The organism is Bradyrhizobium sp. Ghvi (assembly GCF_900115265.1).
Lineage (GTDB): Bacteria > Pseudomonadota > Alphaproteobacteria > Rhizobiales > Xanthobacteraceae > Bradyrhizobium.
In genome coordinates this window covers 227015-250037 of sequence record NZ_FOVU01000006.1, presented here as the reverse complement: position 1 = coordinate 250037, position 23023 = coordinate 227015, and the positions used below count along the sequence as shown (strand labels likewise).

General features: G+C 63.4%; 20 protein-coding genes. 12 read left to right on the top strand and 8 right to left on the bottom strand.

The window, feature by feature from the left end; genetic code table 11:
• Positions 1 to 12: 12 nt before the first annotated feature.
• Entirely contained in the window at positions 13 to 1542 is a 1530-nt protein-coding gene (locus BM374_RS24040) for an SUMF1/EgtB/PvdO family nonheme iron enzyme (protein ID WP_092297589.1), read from the bottom strand.
• 255 nt (positions 1543 to 1797) lie between these two features.
• A complete protein-coding gene (locus BM374_RS24035) occupies positions 1798 to 2382 on the bottom strand; it encodes an STM3941 family protein (protein WP_092297586.1) in 585 nt (194 codons plus the stop codon).
• 211 nt (positions 2383 to 2593) lie between these two features.
• On the opposite strand from BM374_RS24035, the gene BM374_RS24030 reads away from it, so the two are divergent.
• The 6 genes from BM374_RS24030 (at position 2594) to BM374_RS24005 (ending at position 5321) form a co-directional block, all read left to right on the top strand.
• Complete coding sequence (locus BM374_RS24030; protein ID WP_092297583.1) at positions 2594 to 3214, top strand: hypothetical protein; 621 nt, start codon at positions 2594 to 2596, stop codon at positions 3212 to 3214.
• Positions 3215 to 3303: 89 nt separating this feature from the next.
• The gene (locus BM374_RS24025; RefSeq protein WP_092297580.1) at positions 3304 to 3753 is read left to right on the top strand and encodes a DsrE family protein; all 450 of its coding nucleotides are present in this window, start codon (positions 3304 to 3306) and stop codon (positions 3751 to 3753) included.
• 134 nt (positions 3754 to 3887) lie between these two features.
• Entirely contained in the window at positions 3888 to 4211 is a 324-nt protein-coding gene (locus BM374_RS24020; RefSeq protein ID WP_092297577.1) for an ArsR/SmtB family transcription factor, read from the top strand.
• A complete protein-coding gene (locus BM374_RS24015) occupies positions 4208 to 4639 on the top strand; it encodes an SRPBCC family protein (protein WP_092297574.1) in 432 nt (143 codons plus the stop codon). Before BM374_RS24020 ends, BM374_RS24015 begins: the two co-directional genes overlap by 4 nt.
• A 44-nt stretch (positions 4640 to 4683) precedes the next feature.
• Positions 4684 to 4896: a hypothetical protein gene (locus BM374_RS24010; protein ID WP_177248496.1), complete on the top strand. Its 213-nt coding sequence runs from the start codon at positions 4684 to 4686 to the stop codon at positions 4894 to 4896.
• Positions 4893 to 5321, top strand: a complete 429-nt coding sequence (locus BM374_RS24005) for a DUF1801 domain-containing protein (RefSeq protein WP_092297571.1) — start codon at positions 4893 to 4895, stop codon at positions 5319 to 5321. The genes BM374_RS24010 and BM374_RS24005 overlap by 4 nt, the downstream gene beginning before the upstream one ends.
• Before the next feature lie 208 nt (positions 5322 to 5529).
• Here the strand turns inward: BM374_RS24005 and BM374_RS24000 are convergent, their stop codons facing one another.
• From BM374_RS24000 to BM374_RS23985, 4 genes are all read right to left on the bottom strand, one after another.
• The gene (locus BM374_RS24000) at positions 5530 to 7068 is read right to left on the bottom strand and encodes a SpoVR family protein (RefSeq protein WP_092297569.1); all 1539 of its coding nucleotides are present in this window, start codon (positions 7066 to 7068) and stop codon (positions 5530 to 5532) included.
• Positions 7065 to 8342, bottom strand: coding sequence for a YeaH/YhbH family protein (locus tag BM374_RS23995; RefSeq protein WP_177248513.1), 1278 nt, complete (start codon positions 8340 to 8342; stop codon positions 7065 to 7067). The genes BM374_RS24000 and BM374_RS23995 overlap by 4 nt, the downstream gene beginning before the upstream one ends.
• Before the next feature lie 19 nt (positions 8343 to 8361).
• The gene (locus BM374_RS23990) at positions 8362 to 10305 is read right to left on the bottom strand and encodes a PrkA family serine protein kinase (protein ID WP_092297563.1); all 1944 of its coding nucleotides are present in this window, start codon (positions 10303 to 10305) and stop codon (positions 8362 to 8364) included.
• Positions 10306 to 10604: 299 nt separating this feature from the next.
• A complete protein-coding gene (locus tag BM374_RS23985; RefSeq protein ID WP_092297560.1) occupies positions 10605 to 11285 on the bottom strand; it encodes an STM3941 family protein in 681 nt (226 codons plus the stop codon).
• Between the two features lie 308 nt (positions 11286 to 11593).
• Between BM374_RS23985 and BM374_RS23975 the strand changes: the two genes are divergently transcribed.
• From BM374_RS23975 to BM374_RS23950, 6 genes are read left to right on the top strand one after another with little or no spacing between them, the layout of a single operon-like run.
• A complete protein-coding gene (locus BM374_RS23975; protein WP_092297554.1) occupies positions 11594 to 14443 on the top strand; it encodes a bifunctional transaldolase/phosoglucose isomerase in 2850 nt (949 codons plus the stop codon).
• A gap of 13 nt (positions 14444 to 14456) precedes the next feature.
• Positions 14457 to 15455 carry a phosphogluconate dehydrogenase (NAD(+)-dependent, decarboxylating) gene (gnd, locus tag BM374_RS23970; RefSeq protein WP_092297551.1) on the top strand — a complete coding sequence of 333 codons (999 nt, stop codon included), beginning with the start codon at positions 14457 to 14459 and terminating at the stop codon, positions 15453 to 15455.
• A gap of 30 nt (positions 15456 to 15485) precedes the next feature.
• On the top strand, positions 15486 to 16997 hold the full coding sequence (gene zwf, locus BM374_RS23965) for a glucose-6-phosphate dehydrogenase (protein ID WP_092297548.1): 1512 nt from the start codon (positions 15486 to 15488) through the stop codon (positions 16995 to 16997).
• On the top strand, positions 16997 to 17746 hold the full coding sequence (pgl, locus tag BM374_RS23960) for a 6-phosphogluconolactonase (protein ID WP_177248495.1): 750 nt from the start codon (positions 16997 to 16999) through the stop codon (positions 17744 to 17746). Before zwf ends, pgl begins: the two co-directional genes overlap by 1 nt.
• Positions 17733 to 18275, top strand: a complete 543-nt coding sequence (locus BM374_RS23955; protein ID WP_092297542.1) for a gluconokinase — start codon at positions 17733 to 17735, stop codon at positions 18273 to 18275. The genes pgl and BM374_RS23955 overlap by 14 nt, the downstream gene beginning before the upstream one ends.
• The gene (locus tag BM374_RS23950) at positions 18272 to 19084 is read left to right on the top strand and encodes an HAD family hydrolase (RefSeq protein ID WP_092297539.1); all 813 of its coding nucleotides are present in this window, start codon (positions 18272 to 18274) and stop codon (positions 19082 to 19084) included. The genes BM374_RS23955 and BM374_RS23950 overlap by 4 nt, the downstream gene beginning before the upstream one ends.
• 144 nt (positions 19085 to 19228) lie before the next feature.
• Here BM374_RS23950 and BM374_RS23945 read toward each other — a convergent pair whose 3' ends face one another.
• Positions 19229 to 21025, bottom strand: coding sequence for a glycoside hydrolase family 15 protein (locus tag BM374_RS23945; protein WP_092297536.1), 1797 nt, complete (start codon positions 21023 to 21025; stop codon positions 19229 to 19231).
• Positions 21026 to 21055: 30 nt separating this feature from the next.
• Positions 21056 to 23017: a 4-alpha-glucanotransferase gene (gene malQ / locus BM374_RS23940; protein ID WP_092297533.1), complete on the bottom strand. Its 1962-nt coding sequence runs from the start codon at positions 23015 to 23017 to the stop codon at positions 21056 to 21058.
• Positions 23018 to 23023 lie beyond the last annotated feature (6 nt).

Here is a 23023-nt window from a genome sequence, read left to right as displayed (position 1 = left end):
ACCTCCCCCTGCTTAAGGACTGAGCGCTATTCGGAATCCATGCGTCGGATAGCGAACATTGGTGTCGTAACCATCGCGATTGGATGGCCTCACATATCTCGAATCGTTCTTCCACGATCCTGAACGCAAGACATGCGACGTACAGTCCCCGCTGTTCCACGCCGAGCCATCGCCGGGCGCGCCCTGGTAGGTTCTGTGCCAGCAGTCCTCGACCCATTGGTCGACACCACCGCCCATATCATGGAGTCCGAATGGATTCGGCTTGAAGCTGCCGACCTTCGCCGGCTGCTCGGCGGCGAGATCGCCGCAATCCTTGCATCCGGCCATGCCCGGCTGGAGCTTGTCGCCCCACCAGTATTTGGTCTGCGTTCCGCCGCGAGCGGCATATTCCCATTCGGCTTCGTTCGGAAGCCGATAAGGTTTCTTGGACGCTTGCGCGAGCCAGGCCGCGTATTGCTGCGCGTCCGTCCAGCTCACATTGGTGACGGGCGCATCGTCCTTGCCGGTGGCAACGAAGCTGCACGCCTTCGCGGCAGCGCATTCGTTCCATTCACCGACGGTCACCGGATACTTGCCGATTGAAAATGGCTTGATCGTCACCTGGTGGATAGGCCGCTCGGTCGGGTCGTCATTGCTTCCCATCGCGAAGCTGCCGCCGCGAATTGTGATCATCTCCGGTTCGCGGGCCGGCGTCACCGATGGGCTCGGTGACGGCGCGGGTGACGGAGTTGATGCGGCCACTGACGGAGATGGTTGCGGCGTCTGCGTTGCAGTTTCGCGTGGCGGCGGTTGAGGACTTGGGGATGCGACCGGCGAGACGGCCGGCGCGGCAGCCCGCTCGACGGTGTTGCCCGCCTGCTGCATCAGCAGATACCACAGCACGCCGCCGGCAATCACGAGCAGCGTGAGGCCGAGGAGCAAGATCAGCGTGTTCTCGCGCCGGCCGCGCGTTCTTCCGACCGCATCTGCGTCGGGCAGGACGCGATAGATGCGAACAGGATCCGTGATGTTCTTGACCTTCCGGTCTCCGAGCGACTCATAGCCGCAGACGACCTTGTGCTTGATCTGCTCGTAGATCGCACCCGAAATGTAGACCTGACCGGGTTCGGCGATCCCCTCAATGCGGGTGGCAATGTTGACGCCGTCGCCGTAGATGTCATCCGGCTCTACGATCACATCACCCAGGTTGACGCCGATCCGATATTCGATCCGCGATTCCCGCGGCAGCGAGGCGTTGCGGCCGATGAGATTCTGCTGGATGACGATGCTGCATCTGACAGCCTCGACAGGGCTGTCGAAAATCGCGATGAAGCCGTCGCCGGTCGTCTTCACCAGCGAGCCATGATGCTCGATGATGCTGGGCTCGATGAGGTCCCGCTCGATCCGCTTGACGCGGACATGCGTGCCCTCCTCGTCGGCTTGCATCAAGCGACTGTAGGAAGCGATGTCACCGACGATGATTGCAGCAAGGCGCCGGGGCATTGAGCCCTGTGGAGGCGGATCGCCGTGATTTCCGGATCTGAAGTTGCGAATTTCGCCCATAGCGGGGACTCCACAAACTTACAAGGCGGATCAGCTTAAGACTCCAGAATGCGATTGCCTGTGAACAGTATCACATCGATCAACCGCGACAACGTTATTGAAAACGGCGCGGGGTTCCGCGCCAAAAACCCGCAGAAGCTGAACCTTCCTGGCCCGACGGCGACTAAGGCTGGCGCGAGCGCATTTATGAACCTGGGTCTATGCCGCGACCGCTAGCGCGACAACCTCGTCGGCGTCGGCAAGCTCCGCACTACTCTAGCTGACCGGGTCCGGCGCAGTCTCAGCCGCGGCCACCGTATCGTCCGCCTGGGCCGGCCGGCCGGCACCCCAATATTGCTTGCAGGTCTCGAGCAAGGTTTCGGTGTCCACGGTCAGGCCGCCCGCATTGACGATCACACTGTCAGTGCCTAGCGCCTTGTTCAACAGCGTCAGGGCCTGCGTCGCAAAACCCCTCGAGAATCGCTGGGCGATGAGGGGATCGACCTTGAGCACCACGAATTTCTGCGCGCGCTGCTCCCATGGGAAAATCTTGCGCACGGCGCTCCATGCGATGGTCTCGCCGGCGAGCCTGGTGTCGCGAATGCCGACACGGCTGATGAAGAGCACCGGCTGCCTGGCGGTGACCAGCCGCCAGAGCATCCTGCAGGTGGCGAGGCCGAAAAACACCGCGCCGACATAGCAGATGGCGACCAAGAACTTGGTGATGTCATTGCCCTCCTGCCAGCTGAAGGCGAGGAGGCTGCAGAGCAGCGTCAGCAGCAGGCTGCCGCCGAATAACGTCAACAGCCGGGTTCGGGAATAGCCGATCGCGAGATTGGGCAAGGTCTGACTTTCGGACATTTTCAAACCGCCTCCAGCCATTTGCTACAACCTGGGCTCTATCCGCGCCCCTCCATCTCAGGGGTTAAGCCTGGAACCTTGCGCGAGGCTGCCCGCGGCAGTGCGAGGCATCCGCAGTTGAACGCGGGGCGTGGGGCTTGCGACTAATCGACAGTTGGCCCCACCATGCGCGATGCGGGGCGTCAACCGCTGAGTAACCGGTGCGACGATCATGAAGCTTGCCCTCATCCTTCCGCTTGCCCTCGCAGCCTTCATCGGCGTCGCCCGGGCCGAGGAGGCCGACAACTTTCGCGAGGCCACCACATCCGAAACCGAGACATTCAACGCCCGTCTCTATGCGGGCGCGCCTGGCAAGACGGCCTATGCCTGCTTCATCCGCCGCTACGACGCCGACCATCTGGCGCGGCATCCGAAGCAGAAGGTCGCTTCGATGAAGCTGCTGGTCTCGGCCGAGACCTTCGAAGTGGACCAGCAGCTGCGCAACTCTTTCCGGCTCGGCTTCCGTTATCGCCACCGCAGCGGCGATTTCGATTCCAGCGGCTCCTGCCACCACACGGTGCTCACCAAGGAGGGCGACGAGGTCCGGCTCGGCTGCGGCGTCGATTGCGAGGGCGGCGGCGTCGGGATTGCGCTGTCGAAGGATGACAAATCGGCAATCGTGCGGCTCGAAAGCATCAGGGTCTGGCTGCACAACAAGCCGGACGATGAGGCCGAGCGATCGCTGGTCGCCGGCAGCGATGACGGGATTTTCCGCCTCGACCGGACCGACAACAGCGAGTGCGCCGCGCTCGTGACCGACCGCAAGGAACTCGCCGCGCTCCGCCACAAGTGATATCTCTCCGTCAAGCCGTTGTTGTTTGCGCGTGATCTTTTCGGAAAACCGCTTCACACTTTTCCGGATCATGCGCCAGGGAGATCGCCATGAACCGCCGGAACATCTTGTGGAGCACCGTCTCGGCGCTGGGCGCCGCGTTTGCCGCCTCGCGCGCCAAAGCCGCAACCGAGGCCGCGCCGTCGACCAAGCTGAAGGTCGTCTATCACCTCGCCGACGCCGACAAGGTCAACTTCGTGCTCGGCAACATCCAGAACCACATCGACGGCGCCGGCGGCCCCGATCATGTCACGCTGGCGCTCGTGATCCACGGGCCGGCACTGAAGGCGTTTCACTCGACGCAGGCCAATCCCGACGTCAGTAAGCGGATCGGCGACTTCTCCAAGGATGGCGTCGAGCTCGCCGCCTGCGGCAACACCATGAAGGCGCAGAACATCACGCTGAAGGATCTGCTGCCGGGGTTCGTCAGCGCGGAAAAAGGCGGCGTGGTGCGTTTGGCCGAGCTGCAGTCGCAGGGCTATGTGTATTTGAGACCGTGAGAGGGACTCTGGATTGACTCGCTAGGCTCGCAATGACGGTGGCGAGAGCAGGTGCAATATTCGCCCATCCCCTTGACTTACCCATAACTCTAGGGTTATGAATTAATCCATAACTTTCGAGTTATGGATTTCGCATGTCCGCCGCGCACGATCTGCTGTTCCGGACCCTTGCCGACCCGACGCGGCGGGCGATCTTCGAGCGGCTGTGCCGCGAGGGCGAGCAGACGGTGGGGGCACTGACGGCGAGATCGGGCGTTTCCCAGCCGGCGGTGTCAAAACATCTCGGCGCGCTCAAGCAGGCGGGCCTGGTGCGCGACCGCCACGAGGGCCGCCAGACCCACTACAGCGCGCGACCCGGCGCGCTCAATCCGCTGATCGACTGGACCGGCCAGATGGCAGGCTTCTGGCAGAACCGGCTCGATGCGATCGACGATCTCCTGAAGAGGATGGACCAATGACAGAGGCTGCGACCGAAACACGTTCCGTGGTGATCGAGCGCGAGTTCGCCTATCCGCCGGAACGGCTGTGGCGCGCGCTGACCCAGCCGCATCTGATCGAGGAATGGCTGATGAAGAACGACTTCAAGCCTGACGTCGGTCACCGCTTCAATCTTCGCGGCGAGTGGGGCGGCGTGCTGGATTGCGAGGTGCTCGCGATCGAGCCGCAGCGTACCCTCGCCTATACCTGGAATTTCACCCATGAGGACGCAGCCTACGACCTCAAGAGCGTCGTGACCTTCACGCTCACCCCGCAGGGCAAGGGCACGCATCTGCGTGTCGAACAGGCGGGCTTCCGCCCCACGCAGAAGCAGGCCTATGGCGGTGCGCATGCCGGCTGGAAGCAGTTCTTCACCAAGCTGGACGAGCTGCTGGCGCGGACGGAATAGTCCGCCAGGCGTGTCCATCCCGAATAATCCAAGAGGAGACTGAGATGAACTCGAACATGTGGATCAGGCAGATCCATCGCTGGCTGTCGATTGCCTTCACGCTTGCCGTCATCGCCAACATCGTTGCGCTGACCATGCAGATTCAAGCCACCTGGATCGGCTTGATGGCCTTCGTGCCGCTGCTTCCGCTGCTCGCGACAGGGCTCTATCTGTTCGCGCTGCCCTATGTCAGCCGTCGCAGCGAGGCGCGGTCGTGAAGAAAGCCGTGGCTGCAAAGAAGAAGGAAACGGACGGACCTTCGCCCTCAAAACTGATCGACGGCAGGATCAAGGAGCTCGGCGACTGGCGCGGCGAGACGCTGAAGCGCGTCCGCGCGCTGATCAAGGAGGCCGATCCTGAAATCGTCGAGGAATGGAAATGGCGCGGCGTTCCCGTCTGGGAGCACGACGGCATCATCTGCACCGGCGAGACCTACAAGGAAGTGGTGAAGCTGACCTTTGCCAAGGGCGCCGCGCTGGACGATGCTGCCCGCCTGTTCAATTCCAGCCTCGATGGCAATGTGCGGCGGGCGATCGATATCCGCGAAGGCGAGAAGATCAACGAGAAGGCCTTGAAGGCGCTGATCCGTGCGGCAGTGGAGCTGAATGCGTCGAAGAAGAAGCCGGTGAAGCGTTCGGCGTAGGACAGCCGCATCACGAGCGCCCGTCCCTTCTCCCCTTGTGGGAGAAGGTGGCGCGAAGCGCCGGATGAGGGGTCTCCATCAACACGGGAAGATGCGGAGAGATAGCCCTCACCCAAGTGAGTTCGTATCTTCTGCCGTCGCTGCCCTCTCCCGCAAGGGGCGAGGGCACATCAATGTGCATCTTGCCATACTGCTTGGCGCAGCCGCCTCAGGCCACCGCGGCCGGAATCGGACGCGGGCTGACGACGTATTCGCGCAGCACCTTGTCGTTGGCATCGACCTCGATCAGGGCGACATCGTAGGTCCAGAGATCGGCGAGATGCTGCAGCACGCGCTTGGCATCGGTCTCGTTGAGCTGCGAGCCCTTGATGACGTGGTGGTGCAGGATCAGCCGACGGTCACCGGAAAGATCGACGTCGACCACCTCGATATTGGCGTCGATGAAGCCGACGTCGTGCTGTCGCGCCAGCTCGCGCCGGACGCGGCGGAAGCCGCGCTCGTCGTGGATGGCGTCGACCCGGATGCCGGCGCGCTCCTCGGGATCGTCGTGGAGATGGAACATGCGGAAATGCCGCATCAGCTTGGGGCTCAAGAACTGGCCGATGAAGCTCTCGTCGCGGTAATTGGCCCAGACGTCGCGCAGCACGCCCATCACGTCGCCTTGGCCGGCGATATCGGGGAACCACTCGCGATCCTCATCCTCCGGATTGGTGACGATGCGCTCGATGTCCTGCATCATTGCGAAGCCGAGCGCATAGGGATTGAAGCCGGAGAAGCGCTGATCGTCGAATTCGGGCTGGAACACCACATTGGTGTGCGACCCCAGGAATTCGAGGAAGTTGCCGTCGGTGATGCGGCCCTGCTGATGCAGCCTCGTCATGATGCGATAGTGGACGTAGGTCGCCGTCCCCTCGTTCATCACCTTGGTCTGGCTCTGCGGATAGAAATATTGCGCGATGTGGCGGACGATGCGCAACAGCTCGCGCTGCCAGGGCGCCAGCCGCGGCGCGCTCTTCTCCAGGAAGTAGAGCAGGTTTTCCTGTGGGAGGCCGAGCAGCTTGCGCCGGCGCTCGATGCTGAGCGTCGAGCGGCTCTTGCTCTTGCCTGTTGGCACGGTGCGCCAGAGGTCGTTGAAGACTTCCTCCTCGTGCTGACGGCGACGCCCTGCCCGCTTTTCTTCCGCCCGCAGGTCGAGCTTCTTCTTGCCGGGATAGCGATCGATGCCGTGCGACATCAGCGCATGCGCTGCGTCCAGCGTGCGCTCGACCTCGATGCGGCCGTAACGCTCCTCGCACTGCATGACGTAGTTCTTGGCGAAATCGAGATAGTCGAGAATGCCCTCGGCATCGGTCCACTGCTTGAAGAGGTAGTTGTTCTTGAAGAAGTGGTTGTGGCCGAAGGCGGCGTGCGCGATCACCAGCGTCTGCATCGTCGCCGTATTCTCCTCCATCAGGTAGGAGATGCAGGGCGAGGAGTTGATCACGATCTCATAGGCAAGGCCCATCAGGCCCTTGCGGTAGGACGCCTCGTGAAACGCAAAGTGCTTGCCGAACGACCAGTGCTTGTAGAACAGCGGCATGCCGACGGACGAATAGGCGTCCAGCATCTGCTCGGCGGTGATGACCTCGATCTGGTTCGGGTAGACGTCGAGCCCGAGATGCTTCAACGCCACTTCCTCGCAGGCGTCAGTGATGCGCTGCAAGGTCTGGAAATCCCAATCGGCGCCTTCGAACAAGCGTTCCGTCATGGAGCGGCTTTCTCCTGGGCAGTGTCGCGGCGCTGGAACAGGTCGTGGAACACCGGAAAGATCTCGCTGCGCTCGCTGACCTTGCGCATCGAGAGTGGTGCGCCGCTGTTGCGCAGGCGCTCATAGAGAGTCCAGAGCGAGGAATCGGAGAGATCGAAGGCGCTGCCGCCTGATTCCCCGACCTCGAGATAGGCGAAGAACTGGCAGACCGGCAGGATCTTTTCGGTCAGCAGCAGGCCGGTGAGCTCGCCGTCGGAATAGGAATTGTCGCCGTCGGAGGCTTGCGCGGCGTAGATATTCCAGTCCGACGGATTGAAACGCTCGCGCACGATCTCGTGCATCGCCTGGAGCGCGCTGGAGACCAGCGTGCCGCCGGAGGCCGGCCCGTAGAAGAAGGTCTGCTCGTCCACCTCCTCGGCGCGGTCGGTGTGGCGGATGAAGACGATCTCGACATGCTTGTAGCGCCGCTTCAGGAACACGTACAGCAGCATGTAGAAGCGCTTGGCGAGGTCCTTCATGTGCTCGGACATCGAGCCGGAGACGTCCATCAGGCAGAACATCACGGCCTGCGCCACCGGCCGCGGCACCTTCTCGTAGCGGCGATAGCGAATGTCGAGCGGATCGATGAACGGAATGCGCTTGGTCTTCGCAATCAACTTTTCGAGCCGGGCAACCAGTTCTGCACGCTCGTCCTCGTCGGTGCAGGCCGCGATCTCGGCTTCCAGTTCCTCGACCTCCTCCTTGCGGGGACGCCTGAGCGCGATGCGGCGGGCGAGCGCGAGCTTCACGGTCCGGCTGACCGAAATGTTGGCGGGCGAGCCCGACGTGGTGTAGCCGGCGCGCTGGATGCCTTCGCTCTCGGTCTGCGCGATCTTGCGCTTGGCAAGGTCAGGCAGCTCGAGATCGTCGAGGAAGAGATCGACGAATTCGTCGCGGGAGAGCACGAAGCGGAAGGCGTCCTCGCTGTCGCCTTCGCCGGGACCGGAATCCTTGGCGCTGCCCTGGCCTTGGCGCTGGAGATAGTCGCCCTCGACGAACTTCTTGTTGCCGGGCAGCACCATGTCGCGCGTCCCGCCTTCACGGCGGAAGCGCGGCTCGTGCATACCGTCGAGCGGGATCGTGACCTCACCACCCTCCAGGACGTCCTTGATGTCGCGTTCCTGCGAGGTCTTCTTGACGGCGCCCTGCACCAGGGACTTGGCCCGACGCAAGAACCGCTGGCGGTTCTCAAGACTCTTGCCGCCTGGATTCAGGCGCCTGTCAATAATGTGAATGGGCACTTTACCATCCGCCTCAACCAGCCTGCTTCACGCGCATGTACCATTCGACGAGCCGGCGAACCTGACGCTCGGTGTAGCCGCGCTCCACCATGCGAGCGACGAACTCGCCGTGCTTCTTCTCCGTCTCGCCGTCCTTCTTCGACCCGAACGAGATGACCGGAAGCAAGTCCTCGACCTGGGAGAATATCCGCTTTTCGATCACATCGCGAATCTTCTCGTAGGAGGTCCAGGTCGGGTTCTTGCCGCCGTTCTGGGCCCGGGACCGTAACGAGAATTTGACGACCTCGTTGCGGAAGTCCTTGGGGTTGGCGATGCCCGCCGGCTTCTCGATTTTCGTCAATTCCTGGTTCAACAGCTCGCGATCTAGCAACTGGCCGGTGTCGGGATCCTTGAAGTCCTGATCTTCGATCCAGGCGTCGGCATAGTCGACGTAGCGGTCGAACAGGTTCTGGCCGTAATCCGAGTAGGATTCCAGGTAGGCCTTCTGGATCTCGTTGCCGATGAACTCGGCGTAGCGAGGGGCAAGCTCGGCCTTGATGAATTCGAGATAGCGCTTCTCGACTTCCTCGGGCAGCTGCTCCCTGCGGATCGACTGTTCCAGCGCGTACATCAGGTGCACGGCGTCGGCGGCGACCTCCTGCGGATCGTGGTTGAAGGTCGCAGCCAGGATCTTGAAGGCAAAGCGCGTCGAGACGCCGTCCATTCCCTCGTCGACACCGGCGGCATCGCGATATTCCTGGACGCTGCGCGCCTTCGGATCGGATTCCTTCAGGCTCTCGCCGTCGTAAACCCGCATCTTGGCGAACAACGTGGAGTTCTCGTGCTTGCGAAGCCGCGACATCACCGAGAACCGCGCCAGCGTCTCCAGCGTCGAGGGCGCGCAGGGCGCGGAGGCGAGCTCGGAGCCTTGGATCAGCTTCTCGTAGATCTTCTGCTCTTCGGTGACCCGCAGGCAGTACGGCACCTTGATGACGCAGATACGGTCGATGAAGGCTTCGTTGTTCTTGTTGGACTTGAAGCTCGCCCACTCGGCCTCGTTGGAGTGCGCGAGGATGACGCCGGTGAACGGAATCGCGCCGATGTTCTCGGTGCCGATATAGTTGCCTTCCTGCGTCGCGGTCAGCAACGGGTGCAGCATCTTGATCGGCGCCTTGAACATTTCGACGAACTCGAGCACGCCCTGGTTGGCGCGGTTGAGGCCACCGGAATAGCTGTAGGCGTCGGGGTCGTTCTGCGCATAAGTCTCGAGCTTGCGGATATCGACCTTGCCGACCAGCGAGGAGATGTCCTGGTTGTTCTCGTCACCCGGTTCGGTCTTGGCGATCGCGATCTGGCGCAGCCGCGACGGCTGGATCTTTGCGACCCGGAACTGGGAAATATCGCCGCCGAAGGCTTCCAGCCGCTTGTAGCACCACGGGCTCATCAAGCCGGTGAGACGCCGGCGCGGAATGCCATATTTCTCTTCCAGCATCGGCCCCAACTGATCGGGATCGAACAGGCTGAGCGGACTCTCGAACACCGGCGACAGCTCGTCGCCGGCCTTGAGCACGTAGATCGGATGCACTTCCATCAGCGACTTCAGCCGCTCGGCCAGCGAAGACTTGCCGCCGCCGACCGGCCCGAGCAGATAGAGGATCTGCTTGCGCTCTTCCAGGCCCTGCGCCGCATGGCGGAAGAAACCGACGATGCGCTCGATGGTTTCTTCCATGCCGTAGAAGCCGGCGAAGGCCGGATAGGTGCGGATGGTGCGGTTCAAAAAAATACGGCCAAGGCGTGGGTCCTTGGCCGTGTCAATCGTCTGGGGCTCGCCGATCGCAGCTAGTAGTCGTTCGGCCGCATTCGCGTATTTCATGGGATCGCTTCGACACGATTCCAGATATTCCGCCATCGACATGTCGTGCTGGCTTCTCGCCTCGAACGACCGAGCGAAAGCGTTGAATAGAGAATCGTTGTACATGATCCCTCTCCGCGTGAGTTCCGCTACAAGCTGAAACGAAAGCAGTTACTAGACTGTTCCTCAGGCCGTCTTTCGAATCAGCGTGAGCACATGACCATCATTGGACACCCGGCTGCCGACGCGACGCAACGCACAAGGTAGGCACTCCGTGAATTACGAACAGGCACTTGCCCTTAATTTGTGCGAATCTCTGTATATCTTGGCTTATTTCCAGAAATTGTCACTGGCTCGCCACATCCGGGCAAATACCGGAGCGAGGCCCTCCGGCACTGCAACATGACAATCCGCGAGCGGCAAACTTATGACGCCTGCAGGGCGATGCCTTGCGTGCCGCGTTCATCTTCCTGCTGCAATGCGGTGGCTTGGGTGCTTGTAGCGGCCTGGGTGCTTGTAGCGGCCTGGTTGCTTGCAGCATGACAATCGCGGCAAGCGCGCAGCAATGTGTCAAAGTCGGTCGCCAAGCCGCCCGAGCGGATAACAATCCGTTCATTCGGCGTGCTGCGCGCCGAGTTGCGGATGCAGCAGAGCTGCCGCTGCAAGGCGGGCGTTGGGGTCAACACGACCACCTTCTGCCCTCGCCATTCCCCAGCCGAAACATCGGCAATGGAGTCCCACGGCAGAAATTCATTACCAATCCGCAAGTCGCGGATGCCATAGGGAGTGACGATCACGACCGGCCCGCGTTCAGCCGGCAGCATCCAGATCTGCCAGACGGTGATGGGGCCGAACAGCGCGACACCGATATAGCCGATCGTGTCGTAGCTGCCGATATCGCCCCACCAGTCGATGGCAAGGTTTGATCCGAAAACCAGGCTTGCGCTCAGCAGCGTCATCGCAAAGCCCACCGCGACCAGCAGCCGCAGGCGCATGACGCATTGACCGATTTCGAGATCATGAGATGCATCGATATCGATAGAACCGGCGGGCGCAATCGATTGCGGGCCACCGGTGATGGCAGCGCCATCAGAATGTACGTGCATGCCCTTCCCCCAGCATGGCCATTTGCGACCAAGCCAATGACTCTCAGGCGGACATGTCCCCCTGACGACACTTCGTGAGGCGACAAACGACTTCACGCAACAGGACAGCGGCGAAACCAGCCAGCCAAATCTTTATTACGCAAACCACATCTGCCGCCTGGATCGCCATGATCGTGACGGAGTTAGACCGAGAGTATGACGCTCGTACCCTTGATTGGTTCCCTCCCGGGAGCATGTCAGCTAAAGAATAGCGCGTCAGGACCGGGGCGGAAACCCCTCGCCCGAAGGCTTGGAGATAAATAATCATCATGAATCCCGTCAAAGAACTGGAAAAGCACGGTCAAGCCGTCTGGCTGGACTTCCTGGCCCGTGGCTTCATCGCCAAGGGTGACCTGAAGCGGCTGATCGACACCGACGGCGTCAAGGGCGTCACCTCCAATCCCTCGATCTTCGAGAAGGCGATCGGCAGCTCCGACGAATACGACGCCTCGATCGGCAAGGCGCTGAAGCGCGGCGATCGGACCGTGGCCGATTTGTTCGAGGCTGTGGCAGTCGAGGACATCCAGAAGGCCGCCGATGTGCTGCGCCCGGTTTATGACCGCCTGAAAGGCGGCGACGGCTACGTCAGCCTCGAAGTCTCGCCTTATCTCGCAATGGACACAGCCGGGACGGTCGCCGAGGCCAAGCGGCTCTGGAAGGACGTTGGCCGCAAGAATCTGATGGTGAAGGTGCCGGCGACGCCGGAGGGCCTGCCGGCGATTGAAACGCTGATCGGCGAGGGCATCAGCATCAACATCACGCTGCTGTTCTCCAGGGCCGTCTATCTCCAGGTCGCCGAAGCCTATCTGGCGGGGCTCGAAAAATACGTCGCCGGCGGCGGCGATCCCTCACATGTCGCGAGCGTGGCGAGCTTCTTTGTCAGCCGCATCGATAGCGTCGTCGACAAGCAGCTCGACGAGAAGATTGCCCGCGCCAACGATCCATCCGAGAAGGAGCGGCTCGCCGCGCTGAAGGGCAAGGTCGCGATTGCCAACGCCAAGGTCGCCTATCAGGACTACAAGCGCCTGTTCTCGGGCCCGCGCTGGGAGAAGCTCGCCGCGAAGGGCGCCAAGCCGCAGCGCATGCTGTGGGCCTCCACCGGCACCAAGAACAAGGATTACAGCGACGTCCTCTATGTCGAGGAGCTGATCGGCCCCGACACCATCAACACCGTGCCGCCGGCAACGCTGGACGCCTTCCGCGACCACGGCAAGCTGCGCGACAGCCTGGAAGAGAATGTCGACGAGGCTAACCGCGTGCTGGAAGAGCTGGAGCGCTCCGGCGTCTCGCTCGACGCCATCACCGAGGAACTGGTCAAGGACGGCGTCAAGCTCTTTGCGGATGCCGCCGATAAGCTCTACGGCGCCGTCGCGCACAAGCGCGCGACCGTGCTCGGAACGGCGATCGACCGCCAGCAGCTCTCGCTCGGCGACGGCCTTGGCAAGGCCGTGGCCAAGAGCACCGAGGAATGGCGCGCCTCGGCCAAGATCCGCAGGCTGTGGCAGCGCGATAAATCGGTCTGGACAGGAACCGACGAGGACAAATGGCTCGGCTGGCTCGACAGCGCGGCAAAAGCCGACGTCGCTGACTATGAGGACTATGCCAACCGCGTAAAGGGCCAGAAATTCTCCGACGCCGTCGTGCTCGGCATGGGCGGATCGAGCTTGGGACCGGAGGTGCTGGCCGAGACCTTTGCAAGGAAGCCGGGCTTCCCGAAGCTGCACGTGCTTGATTCGACCGACCCGGCGGAGGTGCGCGCGATGGAAACCAAGATCGACATCGCCAACACCGTGTTCATCGTCTCCAGCAAGTCCGGCGGCACCACCGAGCCGAACGCGATGAAGGACTACTTCCACGAACGCGTCGCAAAGGCGCTCGGCCCGAAGGCCAGGACCGGCTTCCGCTTCATCGCGGTGACCGATCCTGGATCGTCGCTGGAGAAAGCGGCCAAGAAGCTGAACTACGCCCGCATCTTCCATGGCGAGCCGTCCATCGGCGGGCGCTATTCGGTGCTGTCGCCGTTCGGCCTGGTGCCGGCGGCTACCGCCGGCATCGACGTCAAGACCTTCATCAAGCATGCGCTCTCGATGGTCCGCTCCTGCGGACCGGACGTGCCGCCGAGCGAAAACCCCGGCGTGCAGCTCGGTCTTGCCATGGGCCATGCCGGCCTCGAAGGCCGCGACAAGGTGACGATCCTGGCGTCGAAGAAGATCGCCGATTTCGGCGCCTGGGCCGAGCAACTCATCGCGGAATCGACCGGCAAGGAAGGCAAGGGCCTGATCCCGATCGCCGGCGAGCCGCTGGGCGAGTCCGCGGTTTACGGCAATGACCGCTTCTTCATCGACATCCGCACCGAGGGCGAAACGGATGCAGCGCATGACTCGGCGCTCGCCGGGATCGAGGCGGCCGGACATCCCGTGGTGCGCATCGTCATGAAGTCGATTGAGCATCTCGGCCAGGAGTTCTTCCGCTTCGAGATGGCAACCGCAGTTGCGGGTGCGATCCTCGGCATCAACCCGTTCGACCAGCCGGACGTGGAAGCCGCCAAGATCAAGACCCGCGAGCTGACGTCGGCGTACGAGAAAACCGGCGCGCTGCCAGCCGAAGAGCCTGTGGTCAGCACTGACGAGGCCGATCTCTACACCGACGAGGCCAATGCCGCGGCGCTGCGAGCAGCGGGCGCCAATGGCGACCTCACCTCCTGGCTCAAGGCACATCTGTCGCGCTCGGGGGACGGCGACTACGTCGCCCTGCTCGGCTACATCACGCGCGACAAGGCTAATATCGACGCGCTTCAGGCGATGCGCCTCGAAGTGCGCGAGAAGCGGCATGTCGCGACCTGCGCCGAGTTCGGCCCGCGCTTCCTGCACTCGACCGGCCAGGCCTACAAGGGCGGCCCCGACAGCGGCGTCTTCCTCCAGATCACCGCCGACGATGCCAAGGACCTTCCGGTGCCGGGCCAGAAGGCGAGCTTCGGCGTCATCAAGGCGGCGCAGGCCCGCGGCGATTTCGACGTGCTCACCGAGCGCGGCCGGCGCGCGCTTCGGGTCCACCTCAAGGGCGGGCTCAAGAAAGGCCTCGCGGCGCTCAATGCGGCGCTGAACGACGCGCTGAACTAAAGGGAATATCACCATGCAACTCGGCATGATCGGTCTCGGCCGGATGGGCGGCAACATCGTTCGCCGTCTGATGCGCCAGGGACATTCGACCGTGGTCTATGACAAGGACGCCAAGGCCGTTGCCGGTCTCGCCGCGGACGGCGCGGTGGGCTCGGCGAGCCTCGAGGAGTTCATCTCGAAACTGGAGCGGCCGCGGACGGCCTGGGTGATGCTGCCTGCGGGCCGTATCACCGAGACCACGATCGACACGATCGCGGGCGTGATGCAGGAAGGCGACGTCATCATCGACGGCGGCAACACCTTCTGGCAGGACGACGTCCGCCGCGGCAAGGCGCTCAAGGCACGCGGCATCCACTATGTCGACGTCGGCACCTCAGGCGGCGTCTGGGGTCTCGACCGCGGCTATTGCATGATGATCGGCGGCGAAAAGCAGGTGGTCGACCGGCTCGATCCTATCTTCGCCGCGCTGGCACCCGGCGCCGGCGACATTCCGCGCACCGAGGGACGCGAGGGCCGCGATCCCCGCATCGAGCAGGGCTACATCCATGCCGGGCCGGTCGGCGCCGGCCACTTCGTCAAGATGATCCACAACGGCATCGAATACGGCCTGATGCAGGCCTATGCCGAGGGCTTCGACATCCTCAAGAATGCCAATATCGAAGCCTTGCCAGCCGATCACCGTTACGATTTCGACCTCGCCGACATCGCCGAAGTCTGGCGGCGCGGCAGCGTCATCCCGTCCTGGCTGCTCGACCTCACCTCGACCGCGCTCGCCGACAGCCCGGCATTATCGGAATATTCCGGCTTCGTCGAGGATTCCGGCGAGGGACGCTGGACCGTCAATGCGGCGATCGACGAGGCCGTGCCGGCCGAAGTGCTGACCGCGGCGCTCTACACACGTTTCCGTTCCCGCAAGGAACACACCTTCGCCGAAAAAATTCTATCTGCGATGCGCGCAGGGTTCGGCGGCCACAAGGAGCCGACGCAGCCCGACTCCTCGAAAATCAAATAAGAAATACTATCAAGCGAAGGCCACTCGTTCGTGACAAAAGACCCGCAAGCCAAACGCAAGCCGGAAAACTGCGCCTTCGTCATTTTTGGTGTTACCGGCGATCTCACCCATCGCCTCGTGATGCCATCTCTCTACAATCTCGCCGCCGAAAACCTGTTGCCGGAAAAGTTCTGCGTCGTCGGCGTGGCCCGCAAGCCGCAGACCGACGACGAGCTCCGCGACAGCCTGATGCAGGGCCTGCGCGAGTTCGCGACGCGCCCGGTGGACGATGATGTCGCCAAGCAACTGCTGCAATGCGTGACCTTCGTCGAAGCCGACGCAAAGGATCCGCCCTCGTTCGACCGCCTGCGCGAGCATCTCGACGGTCTGGAATGCTCGCAAGGCACCGGCGGCAACCGGCTTTTCTATCTCGCGACCCCGCCGGCCGCCTTCGCGCCGACCGCGCGCGAGCTCGGGCGGACCGGCATGATGAAGGAGAACGGCGCCTGGCGGCGGCTGGTGATCGAAAAGCCGTTCGGCACCGATCTCGCTTCAGCCAAGGCACTGAACGCCGAGCTGCTGAAGATCATGCAGGAGCACCAGATCTACCGGATCGATCACTATCTCGGAAAGGAGACGGTGCAGAACATTCTGGTGCTGCGCTTTGCCAACGGCATGTTCGAGCCGATCTGGAATCGCAACCATATCGACCACATCCAGATCACGGTCGAGGAGAAGCTCGGCGTCGGCCATCGCGGCGGCTTCTACGATGCCACCGGTGCGTTGCGCGACATGGTGCCGAACCACCTGTTCCAATTGATGTCACTGGTGGCGATGGAGCCGCCCGCGCGGTTCGACGCCCATTCGGTGCGCTCGGAGAAGGCTGAGGTGCTCACTGCGATCCAGCAGCCGAGCCTGGAGGAAGCGCTGAGGAATTCGGTGCGCGCGCAATATCTCGCAGGAACGATCGGCGACGAGGACATTCCGGATTACCGCAAGACCGAGGACGTGAAGCCCGGCAGCACCACCGAGACCTTTGTCGCGCTGAAGCTGATGATCGACAATTGGCGCTGGGCCGGCGTGCCCTTCTATCTGCGCACCGGCAAGGCACTGGGCCACAAGCGCACGGAAGTCGCGATCAAGTTCAAGCAGGCGCCGCTGTCGATGTTCTCGGGCACGACGGTCGACCGCCTCTCGCAGAACTTCCTCACCATCGGCATCGCGCCGACCGAGACCATCGAGCTGCAGTTCAACGCCAAGATCCCCGGACCGAGCATCACCATCGACGGCGTCGAGATGAAATTCAAGTACGGCGACTATTTCCGGGCCGATCCCTCGACCGGTTACGAGACGCTGATTTACGACTGCATGATCGGCGACAACATCCTGTTCCAGCGCGCCGACGGCATCGAGGCCGGGTGGCAGGCGGTGCAGCCGTTTCTCGACGCCTGGAAGACCGCAGGCAACAACGGCATCGAGACCTATGAGGCCGGCAGCGACGGCCCGGCCTGCGCCGACGAGCTGCTGCGGCGCGACGGCCGCAGCTGGCGGAAGTTTTCGTGATGGCAGCGGCCGACCAGCCGAAGCTGATCGTCGTCGCCGACGCCGAGGCCCTGGCGCAAGCCGCAGCCGAACGGGTGATCGCGCAGATGTCAGCCAATCCCGGCCGCATCGCGATCTGCCTCACCGGAGGCTCGAGCCCGAAAAAGCTCTACCAGCTGCTCGGCAGCGATTCCTGGCGCGGCAGGATCCCGTGGGAGCGCGTGCACTGGTTCATCGGTGACGAGCGCTTTGTCCTCGAGAGCGATCCCCTCAACAACATGGCGGTTGCTCGCGCGACCTTTCTCGATCGCAATGCGCCCGCCGACCATGTCCATCCGATCCCGACCGTGGTCGAAAATCCGGACGAGAGCGCGGCGGCCTACGCGCACGAGCTGCAAGATTTCTACGGTTCTGAAAGTCTCGATCCGGCGCGACCGTTGTTCGATCTCGTCCTGATGGGCGTAGGCCCGGACGGCCATACCGCCTCGCTCTTTCCCGGCTATCCCGCCGTCGAGGAGACCGCGCGCTGGGTCGTCGGCGTCCCCAAGGCCAATGTCGCGCCCTTCGTGCCGCGGGTCTCGCTGACGCTCCCTGCCCTGGCCTCCTGCCGCGAGATGCTGTTCGAGATATCAGGGCACGACAAGCAGCCGATCTTGACGCGCCTGCTCAATGGCGAGAATCTGCCGGCGTTACGCGCGCGCTCGAATGGTGAGACCGTTTGGCTGGTCGACCGGGCCGCGCTTCCGGAGGGGATTCGTGGCGGGCGTTAAAGCACCTTGTGCCTTGATCGTGATGGGCGTGTCGGGCTCGGGCAAGAGTACAGTTGCAGCGGCGCTCAGTGAGCGCCTCGGCTGGCGGTTCGAGGACGGCGACAGTTTTCACCCCGCGAGCAACGTCGAGAAGATGCGGGCCGGCCATCCGCTCACCGACGAGGACCGCTGGCCCTGGCTGAATGCCATCGCCGACGAGATCGCGCGGGTCTGCAACAAGGGTGAGCACGTCATCATCGCCTGTTCCGCGCTCAAGCACACCTATCGCGACGTGCTGCTGCGCGGACGCGACGACGTCCGCTTCATCTTCCTGAAGGGCACGCAGGAGCTGATCGCCGACCGGCTCGCCCACCGCAAGGGCCATTTCATGCCGCCCGGGCTCCTCACCAGCCAGTTCAACACGCTGGAGCCGCCGGAGGCGAGCGAGCATGTGATCACCGCGTCGATCGACGAGACCGTAGAGGCGATCGTGGACGGCATCGTGCGGCAGCTGAAAATGGACAGCGGGACAAGCAGGGCCATGACATGACGAAAATCTCACTCGTGGTCTCGGACGTCGACGGCACGCTGCTGACCAAGGACAAGACGCTGACGGTGCGCGCGCGGAGCGCGGTGCAGCGGTTGCACCAGGCCGGCATCGGTTTCACCATCACCTCCAGCCGCCCCGCGATCGGCATGCGCTTCCTGATCGACCCGCTGGCGCTGTGGCTTCCGGTCGGCCCGTTCAACGGTTCCTCGATCATCGACCCCGAGATGAGGCCGGTCGAGCAGCACCTGATTCCGCCGGGGGCCGCGGAGCGGTCCCTGCATATCCTCCGGGAGTTCGGCGCCGATATCTGGCTCTTCACCGCCGACAAATGGCTGATCGACAATCCGCGCGGCAGCTACGTTGCCCACGAGCAGCACACGATCCGCGCCGATCCCACCATCGTGACGGACTTCACCCCGTACCTTGCCAGCGCCTGCAAGATCGTCGGCGCCAGCGCCGATGCGGCAGGTCTGGAACGTTGCGAGAAGACGATGCAGCAGGCGCTCGGCAGCGAGGCCACCGCGGTGCGATCGCAGACCTATTATCTCGACATCACCCCACCCGGCTTCAACAAGGGCACGTTCGTGCAGGCCATGGCCAAGCGCCTCGGCATTTCCCTGGATGCGGTCGCCACCATCGGCGACATGCAGAACGACCTCGCGATGTTCAGCGTCAGCGGCACTTCGATCGCCATGGGCAATGCCGCTGATAACGTCAAGGATCAGGCTACCCACGTCACCGCGACCAACGAGCAGGACGGTTTTGCCGAGGCGATGGAGATGATCCTGAAGCGGAATGGGGTGGGTTGAAGTTTGCTGGCGTCACGATCGCCTGCCGCTCGGTTGGGTGAGGGGCTGCAGCGGTCGGTGAGACTGTAACCCCTCACCCGGACCGCATCTAACGATGCGATCCGACCTCTCCCTCCGGGAGAGGTCAAGGACCCGGCCGAGCCCTTACTTCGACCTCTGCATCGCCGGTTTCTCGCTCTTCTGCCGGGCCGCCGAGAGATTGTGCGCGGTGTTGACCAGGGCGATGTGCGTCAGCGCCTGCGGGAAATTGCCGGTCTGGCGCTTCGCGCCTGAATCATATTCCTCGGCCAACAATCCGACATCGTTGGCGATCCCGACCACGCGGTCGAACAAGACTTGCGCCTTGTCGGGATCGCCCGACAACACATAGGCATCGGCGAGCCACAGGCTGCAGGCCAGGAAGGCGCCTTCGAGCGGCGGCTGCCCCGAAGCCAGTTCGCGCGGATCATGCCGCAGCACGAAACCGTCGCGCATCATGTGCTTTTCGACGGCCGCGATGGTACCGCGGATCCGCGGGTCCTCCGGCGGAAGAAAGCCGACGCCCGGCAACAGCAGCAGGCTGGCATCGAGCAGTTTCGAGCCGTAGGACTCAACGAACGTATTCTCCTCCGCGTCAAATCCCCTGTTGCAGACGTCGCGATGAATGGCCTCGCGCAAGGTGCGCCAGTGCAACAGCGGCGCCTTGAAGCCAAACGTCTCGGCGCTCTTGATCGCCCGGTCGAAGGCAACCCAGGTCATCACCTTGGAGAAGACGTAGTGCTTCGGCTCGCCGCGGCGCTCCCAGATGCCGTGGTCGGGATGATCCCAGACCTCGGCGAGATGGTCGAGCACGGCGCATTCCAGCGCCCAGCTCTCCTCGTCCAGCCTGAGCTTGGCCATGCGCGACTGGTGGAAGGCGTCGATCAACTCACCGTAGACGTCGAGCTGAAGCTGCGCATGCGCGGCATTGCCGACGCGCACCGGCTGCGCGCCCTCATAGCCATCGAGCCAGCCCGCCTCCCATTCCAGCAGCCGCCGTTGTCCCCAGATGCCGTACATGATCTGCATGTTGGCGGGCGAGCCGGCTGCGGCGCGCAGCAGCCAATTGTGCCAGGCCGAGGCCTCCTCGGTGTAGCCGGAGTTCATCAGCGCCAGCAGCGTGAAGGTGGCATCGCGCAGCCAGCAGAAGCGGTAATCCCAGTTCCTGCTGCCGCCGAGTTTTTCCGGCAGCGAGGTGGTGGGCGCGGCGACGATGCCGCCGGTCGGACCGAACGTCAGCGCCTTCAGCGTGATCAGCGAGCGCACGATCAAGTCGTGATACGGACCGTCGCGGGTGCAATGGCTGCACCACTCCTCCCAGAACTTCTCGGTCTCCCGAAGGGCGGTCTCCGGGTCGATCGACTCGGGCGGGTTGAGGTGGGAGGGACCGTAGGTCAGCACGAATGGCACGGTCTCGCCGGCTTTCACCTCGAACTCGGAGACCGTGGTCAGGTCCTCGCCGCGCGTCTTCACCGGCGTGCGCAGCACCGTCATGTCCTGCCCGGCGATCGCCTGCAGCGAATGGTCGATCCGCCGCACCCAGGGAATATCAACGCCGAAGCCGAAGCGGAGCACGAGCTCCATCCGCATTTTCACGGCGCCCTCGAGGCCGCGTACCAGCCGCACGATGTCGGACGCCTTGCCGCGCGGCGGCATGAAATCGATCAGCGCAACGGCGCCGCTCTTCGTTTCAAAGCGTGTTTCCAGGATGAGGGTGTCGCCGAGATAGCGGCGCGAGATCGCAGTCGCGTCCTCGCTCGGCGCGACCAGCCAGCGGCCGTTCCTGTGCGTGCCGAGGATCGCGGCAAAGCAGGCGTCGGAATCGAAGGCGGGCCAGCACAGCCAGTCGATCGAGCCGTTGCGCCCCACCAGCGCTGCGGTCTCGCAGTCGCCAATCAACGCGTAGTCCTCGATCCGTGACAATGTTTTCCGAGCCCTGGAAATCCCGGCGAATCAACTCCCACCGTGCAGCGAACGTTCCCGCGTCGCGGCCTTCAAAGCCGCGAGATCGATCTTGGTCGCGATCTTGTCGAGCGCGACAGGCAGGCGCTGGCGCCAGTTCGGGTGCTCGTCGATCGTGCCGGGAATGTTGGGCTGGTCGACCACCCCGAGCAGATCCTCCATCGAGACCGCCAGCAGCCGCGACGGCGTGCGCGACAGGAAGGTCAGCACCGAATAGAGATCGTTGGCGTTGATGCCATTCTGCCGCAGGATCTCGTCGAGCCCGCCGAGCGCATTCCAGCGGGCCTGGTCGTCCTCGCCGGGATCGAGACCGAGCGACCGCTTCATCCTGAGATCGCCGAACGAGCGCCAGCCCGCATAGGTGCAGAGATCATGCGTGTTCAGCGTCACCAGCGCGTTCGGCCGGTAATGATCGACATTGCGGAAATGGCCGGCATCGTCGCGCTCGAACATCATGACGAGGTACGACCAGATGCCGAAATCCTGCATGGTCTCGCGAAACCCTTCCGGAACCGTGCCGAGGTCCTCGCCGATCACGATGCATTTGTGCGCGACGCTCTCGCGCACCACCGCGGCGAGCAATGCCTCCAGCGGCATCTGCACATAGGCGCCGTTGTCGGGCTTGAAGCCGCGCGGCACCAGATACAGCCGCTTCAGGCCCAGCACGTGATCGAGCCTGATGGCACCGGCATGGCGCATCGAGGCGGCCACCATGTCGGCGAAGGGTACAAAAGATTGAGCCTCCAGGCCGCCCGCGTTGAAGCCGGCCAGGCCCCAGTCCTGCCCGACGGTGTTGAGCACGTCGGGTGGCGCTCCGACCGCAAGGTGGCGGGAGATCGCCGTCTGCTCGTTCCAGGCATCGAAGCCGTTGGACTGTACGCCGACGGCGACGTCGAGATAGAGCCCGACGCGCATGCCGAGCTCGGCCGAGAGCTGCTTGGCCGCGTGCAGTTGCGCGTCAGCGGTCCATTGCACGAATTCGACGAACTCGACCTCGCGCTTGTCGGGGCCGTTGCGCAAGGCAGCGCATTTGGCATCGTCCGGCTGCTGCCATTCGGCCGGCCATTCCCACCATGGTCTATTGAAGCGATGCCGCAGCACCTCGAAACAGGCAAAGCGCGACAACAGGGGTCCCCGGTCGGCGCGGAAAGCATCGAACCTGTTGCGGCGGACGCCGCTCGCGCTTTTCACGAAACTGTCAAAGGCGGCACGCAGGCCCAGCCATTTCAGCGCCGCCATATCGGCATAGGGGACGCGGTCGCCTTCGCGCAGCCGCGCGGCGGTCGCAGCCGCGTCCGGAATGAGGTCTGCCGAAAATTCGGGGATGGCCTCGACGTCGATGTAGAGCGGGTTGAGAAACAGCCGGCTGTTCGGCGAGTAAGGACTGCAATCGCCCGGCTGGTCGTCGAACAGGACATGCAGCGGATTGAGGCCGACGCCATCGGCGCCCAGTTGTTTTGCCAGCCTGACGAGGCCGGCCAGATCGGTGAAATCGCCGATGCCCCAATTGCGGTTCGAGCGGACACTGTAGAGCTGCACGGCGAGCAGCCAGCCGCGGTCGAAATCGCCGCCGAAGGCCCGTTCGGGTGCGACGATCATCGGCACCTCTTCCGACGCGCCACCGGCATCGGTCAGCGTCAGCCGGTGATAGCCGAGCGGCAGGCCGGCGGGCCATGCGATCACGGGCTCACGCGTCTCGCCCTGTGCAATCAGGTGGCCATTGCCGGCGATTTTCCACCGCAGCGGCGCTGTGCCGATGGCCGCAAGCTCGGTGCGCGGATTACCCAGCGCGCGCACCACGACCGGCCCGCTGGCGAAGCGATAGACCCGCTTCTCGGGCAGGGCGTCGAGGATGGATTTGAGTGCCTCGGGCGCGGTGACCCGCAGCTTTCCGAGCGCATCGACGAATTCGGACTGGACGCCCTTCATCCGGGCTTGAGCTAAAAGGTCCATTCGGCA

Excerpts from the sequence above, each read along its gene's own strand:
- BM374_RS23985 (WP_092297560.1), bottom strand. The coding sequence starts at position 11,285 with ATGCACGTACATTCTGATGGCGCTGCCATCACCGGTGGCCCGCAATCG.
- BM374_RS23990 (WP_092297563.1), bottom strand. The coding sequence starts at position 10,305 with ATGTACAACGATTCTCTATTCAACGCTTTCGCTCGGTCGTTCGAGGCG.
- BM374_RS23975 (WP_092297554.1), top strand. The coding sequence starts at position 11,594 with ATGAATCCCGTCAAAGAACTGGAAAAGCACGGTCAAGCCGTCTGGCTG.
- BM374_RS24025 (WP_092297580.1), top strand. The coding sequence starts at position 3,304 with ATGAACCGCCGGAACATCTTGTGGAGCACCGTCTCGGCGCTGGGCGCC.
- BM374_RS23950 (WP_092297539.1), top strand. The coding sequence starts at position 18,272 with ATGACGAAAATCTCACTCGTGGTCTCGGACGTCGACGGCACGCTGCTG.
- gnd (WP_092297551.1), top strand. The coding sequence starts at position 14,457 with ATGCAACTCGGCATGATCGGTCTCGGCCGGATGGGCGGCAACATCGTT.
- BM374_RS24015 (WP_092297574.1), top strand. The coding sequence starts at position 4,208 with ATGACAGAGGCTGCGACCGAAACACGTTCCGTGGTGATCGAGCGCGAG.
- BM374_RS24020 (WP_092297577.1), top strand. The coding sequence starts at position 3,888 with ATGTCCGCCGCGCACGATCTGCTGTTCCGGACCCTTGCCGACCCGACG.
- BM374_RS24000 (WP_092297569.1), bottom strand. The coding sequence starts at position 7,068 with ATGACGGAACGCTTGTTCGAAGGCGCCGATTGGGATTTCCAGACCTTG.
- malQ (WP_092297533.1), bottom strand. The coding sequence starts at position 23,017 with ATGGACCTTTTAGCTCAAGCCCGGATGAAGGGCGTCCAGTCCGAATTC.
- BM374_RS24030 (WP_092297583.1), top strand. The coding sequence starts at position 2,594 with ATGAAGCTTGCCCTCATCCTTCCGCTTGCCCTCGCAGCCTTCATCGGC.
- pgl (WP_177248495.1), top strand. The coding sequence starts at position 16,997 with ATGGCAGCGGCCGACCAGCCGAAGCTGATCGTCGTCGCCGACGCCGAG.
- BM374_RS24040 (WP_092297589.1), bottom strand. The coding sequence starts at position 1,542 with ATGGGCGAAATTCGCAACTTCAGATCCGGAAATCACGGCGATCCGCCT.
- BM374_RS24035 (WP_092297586.1), bottom strand. The coding sequence starts at position 2,382 with ATGTCCGAAAGTCAGACCTTGCCCAATCTCGCGATCGGCTATTCCCGA.
- BM374_RS24010 (WP_177248496.1), top strand. The coding sequence starts at position 4,684 with ATGAACTCGAACATGTGGATCAGGCAGATCCATCGCTGGCTGTCGATT.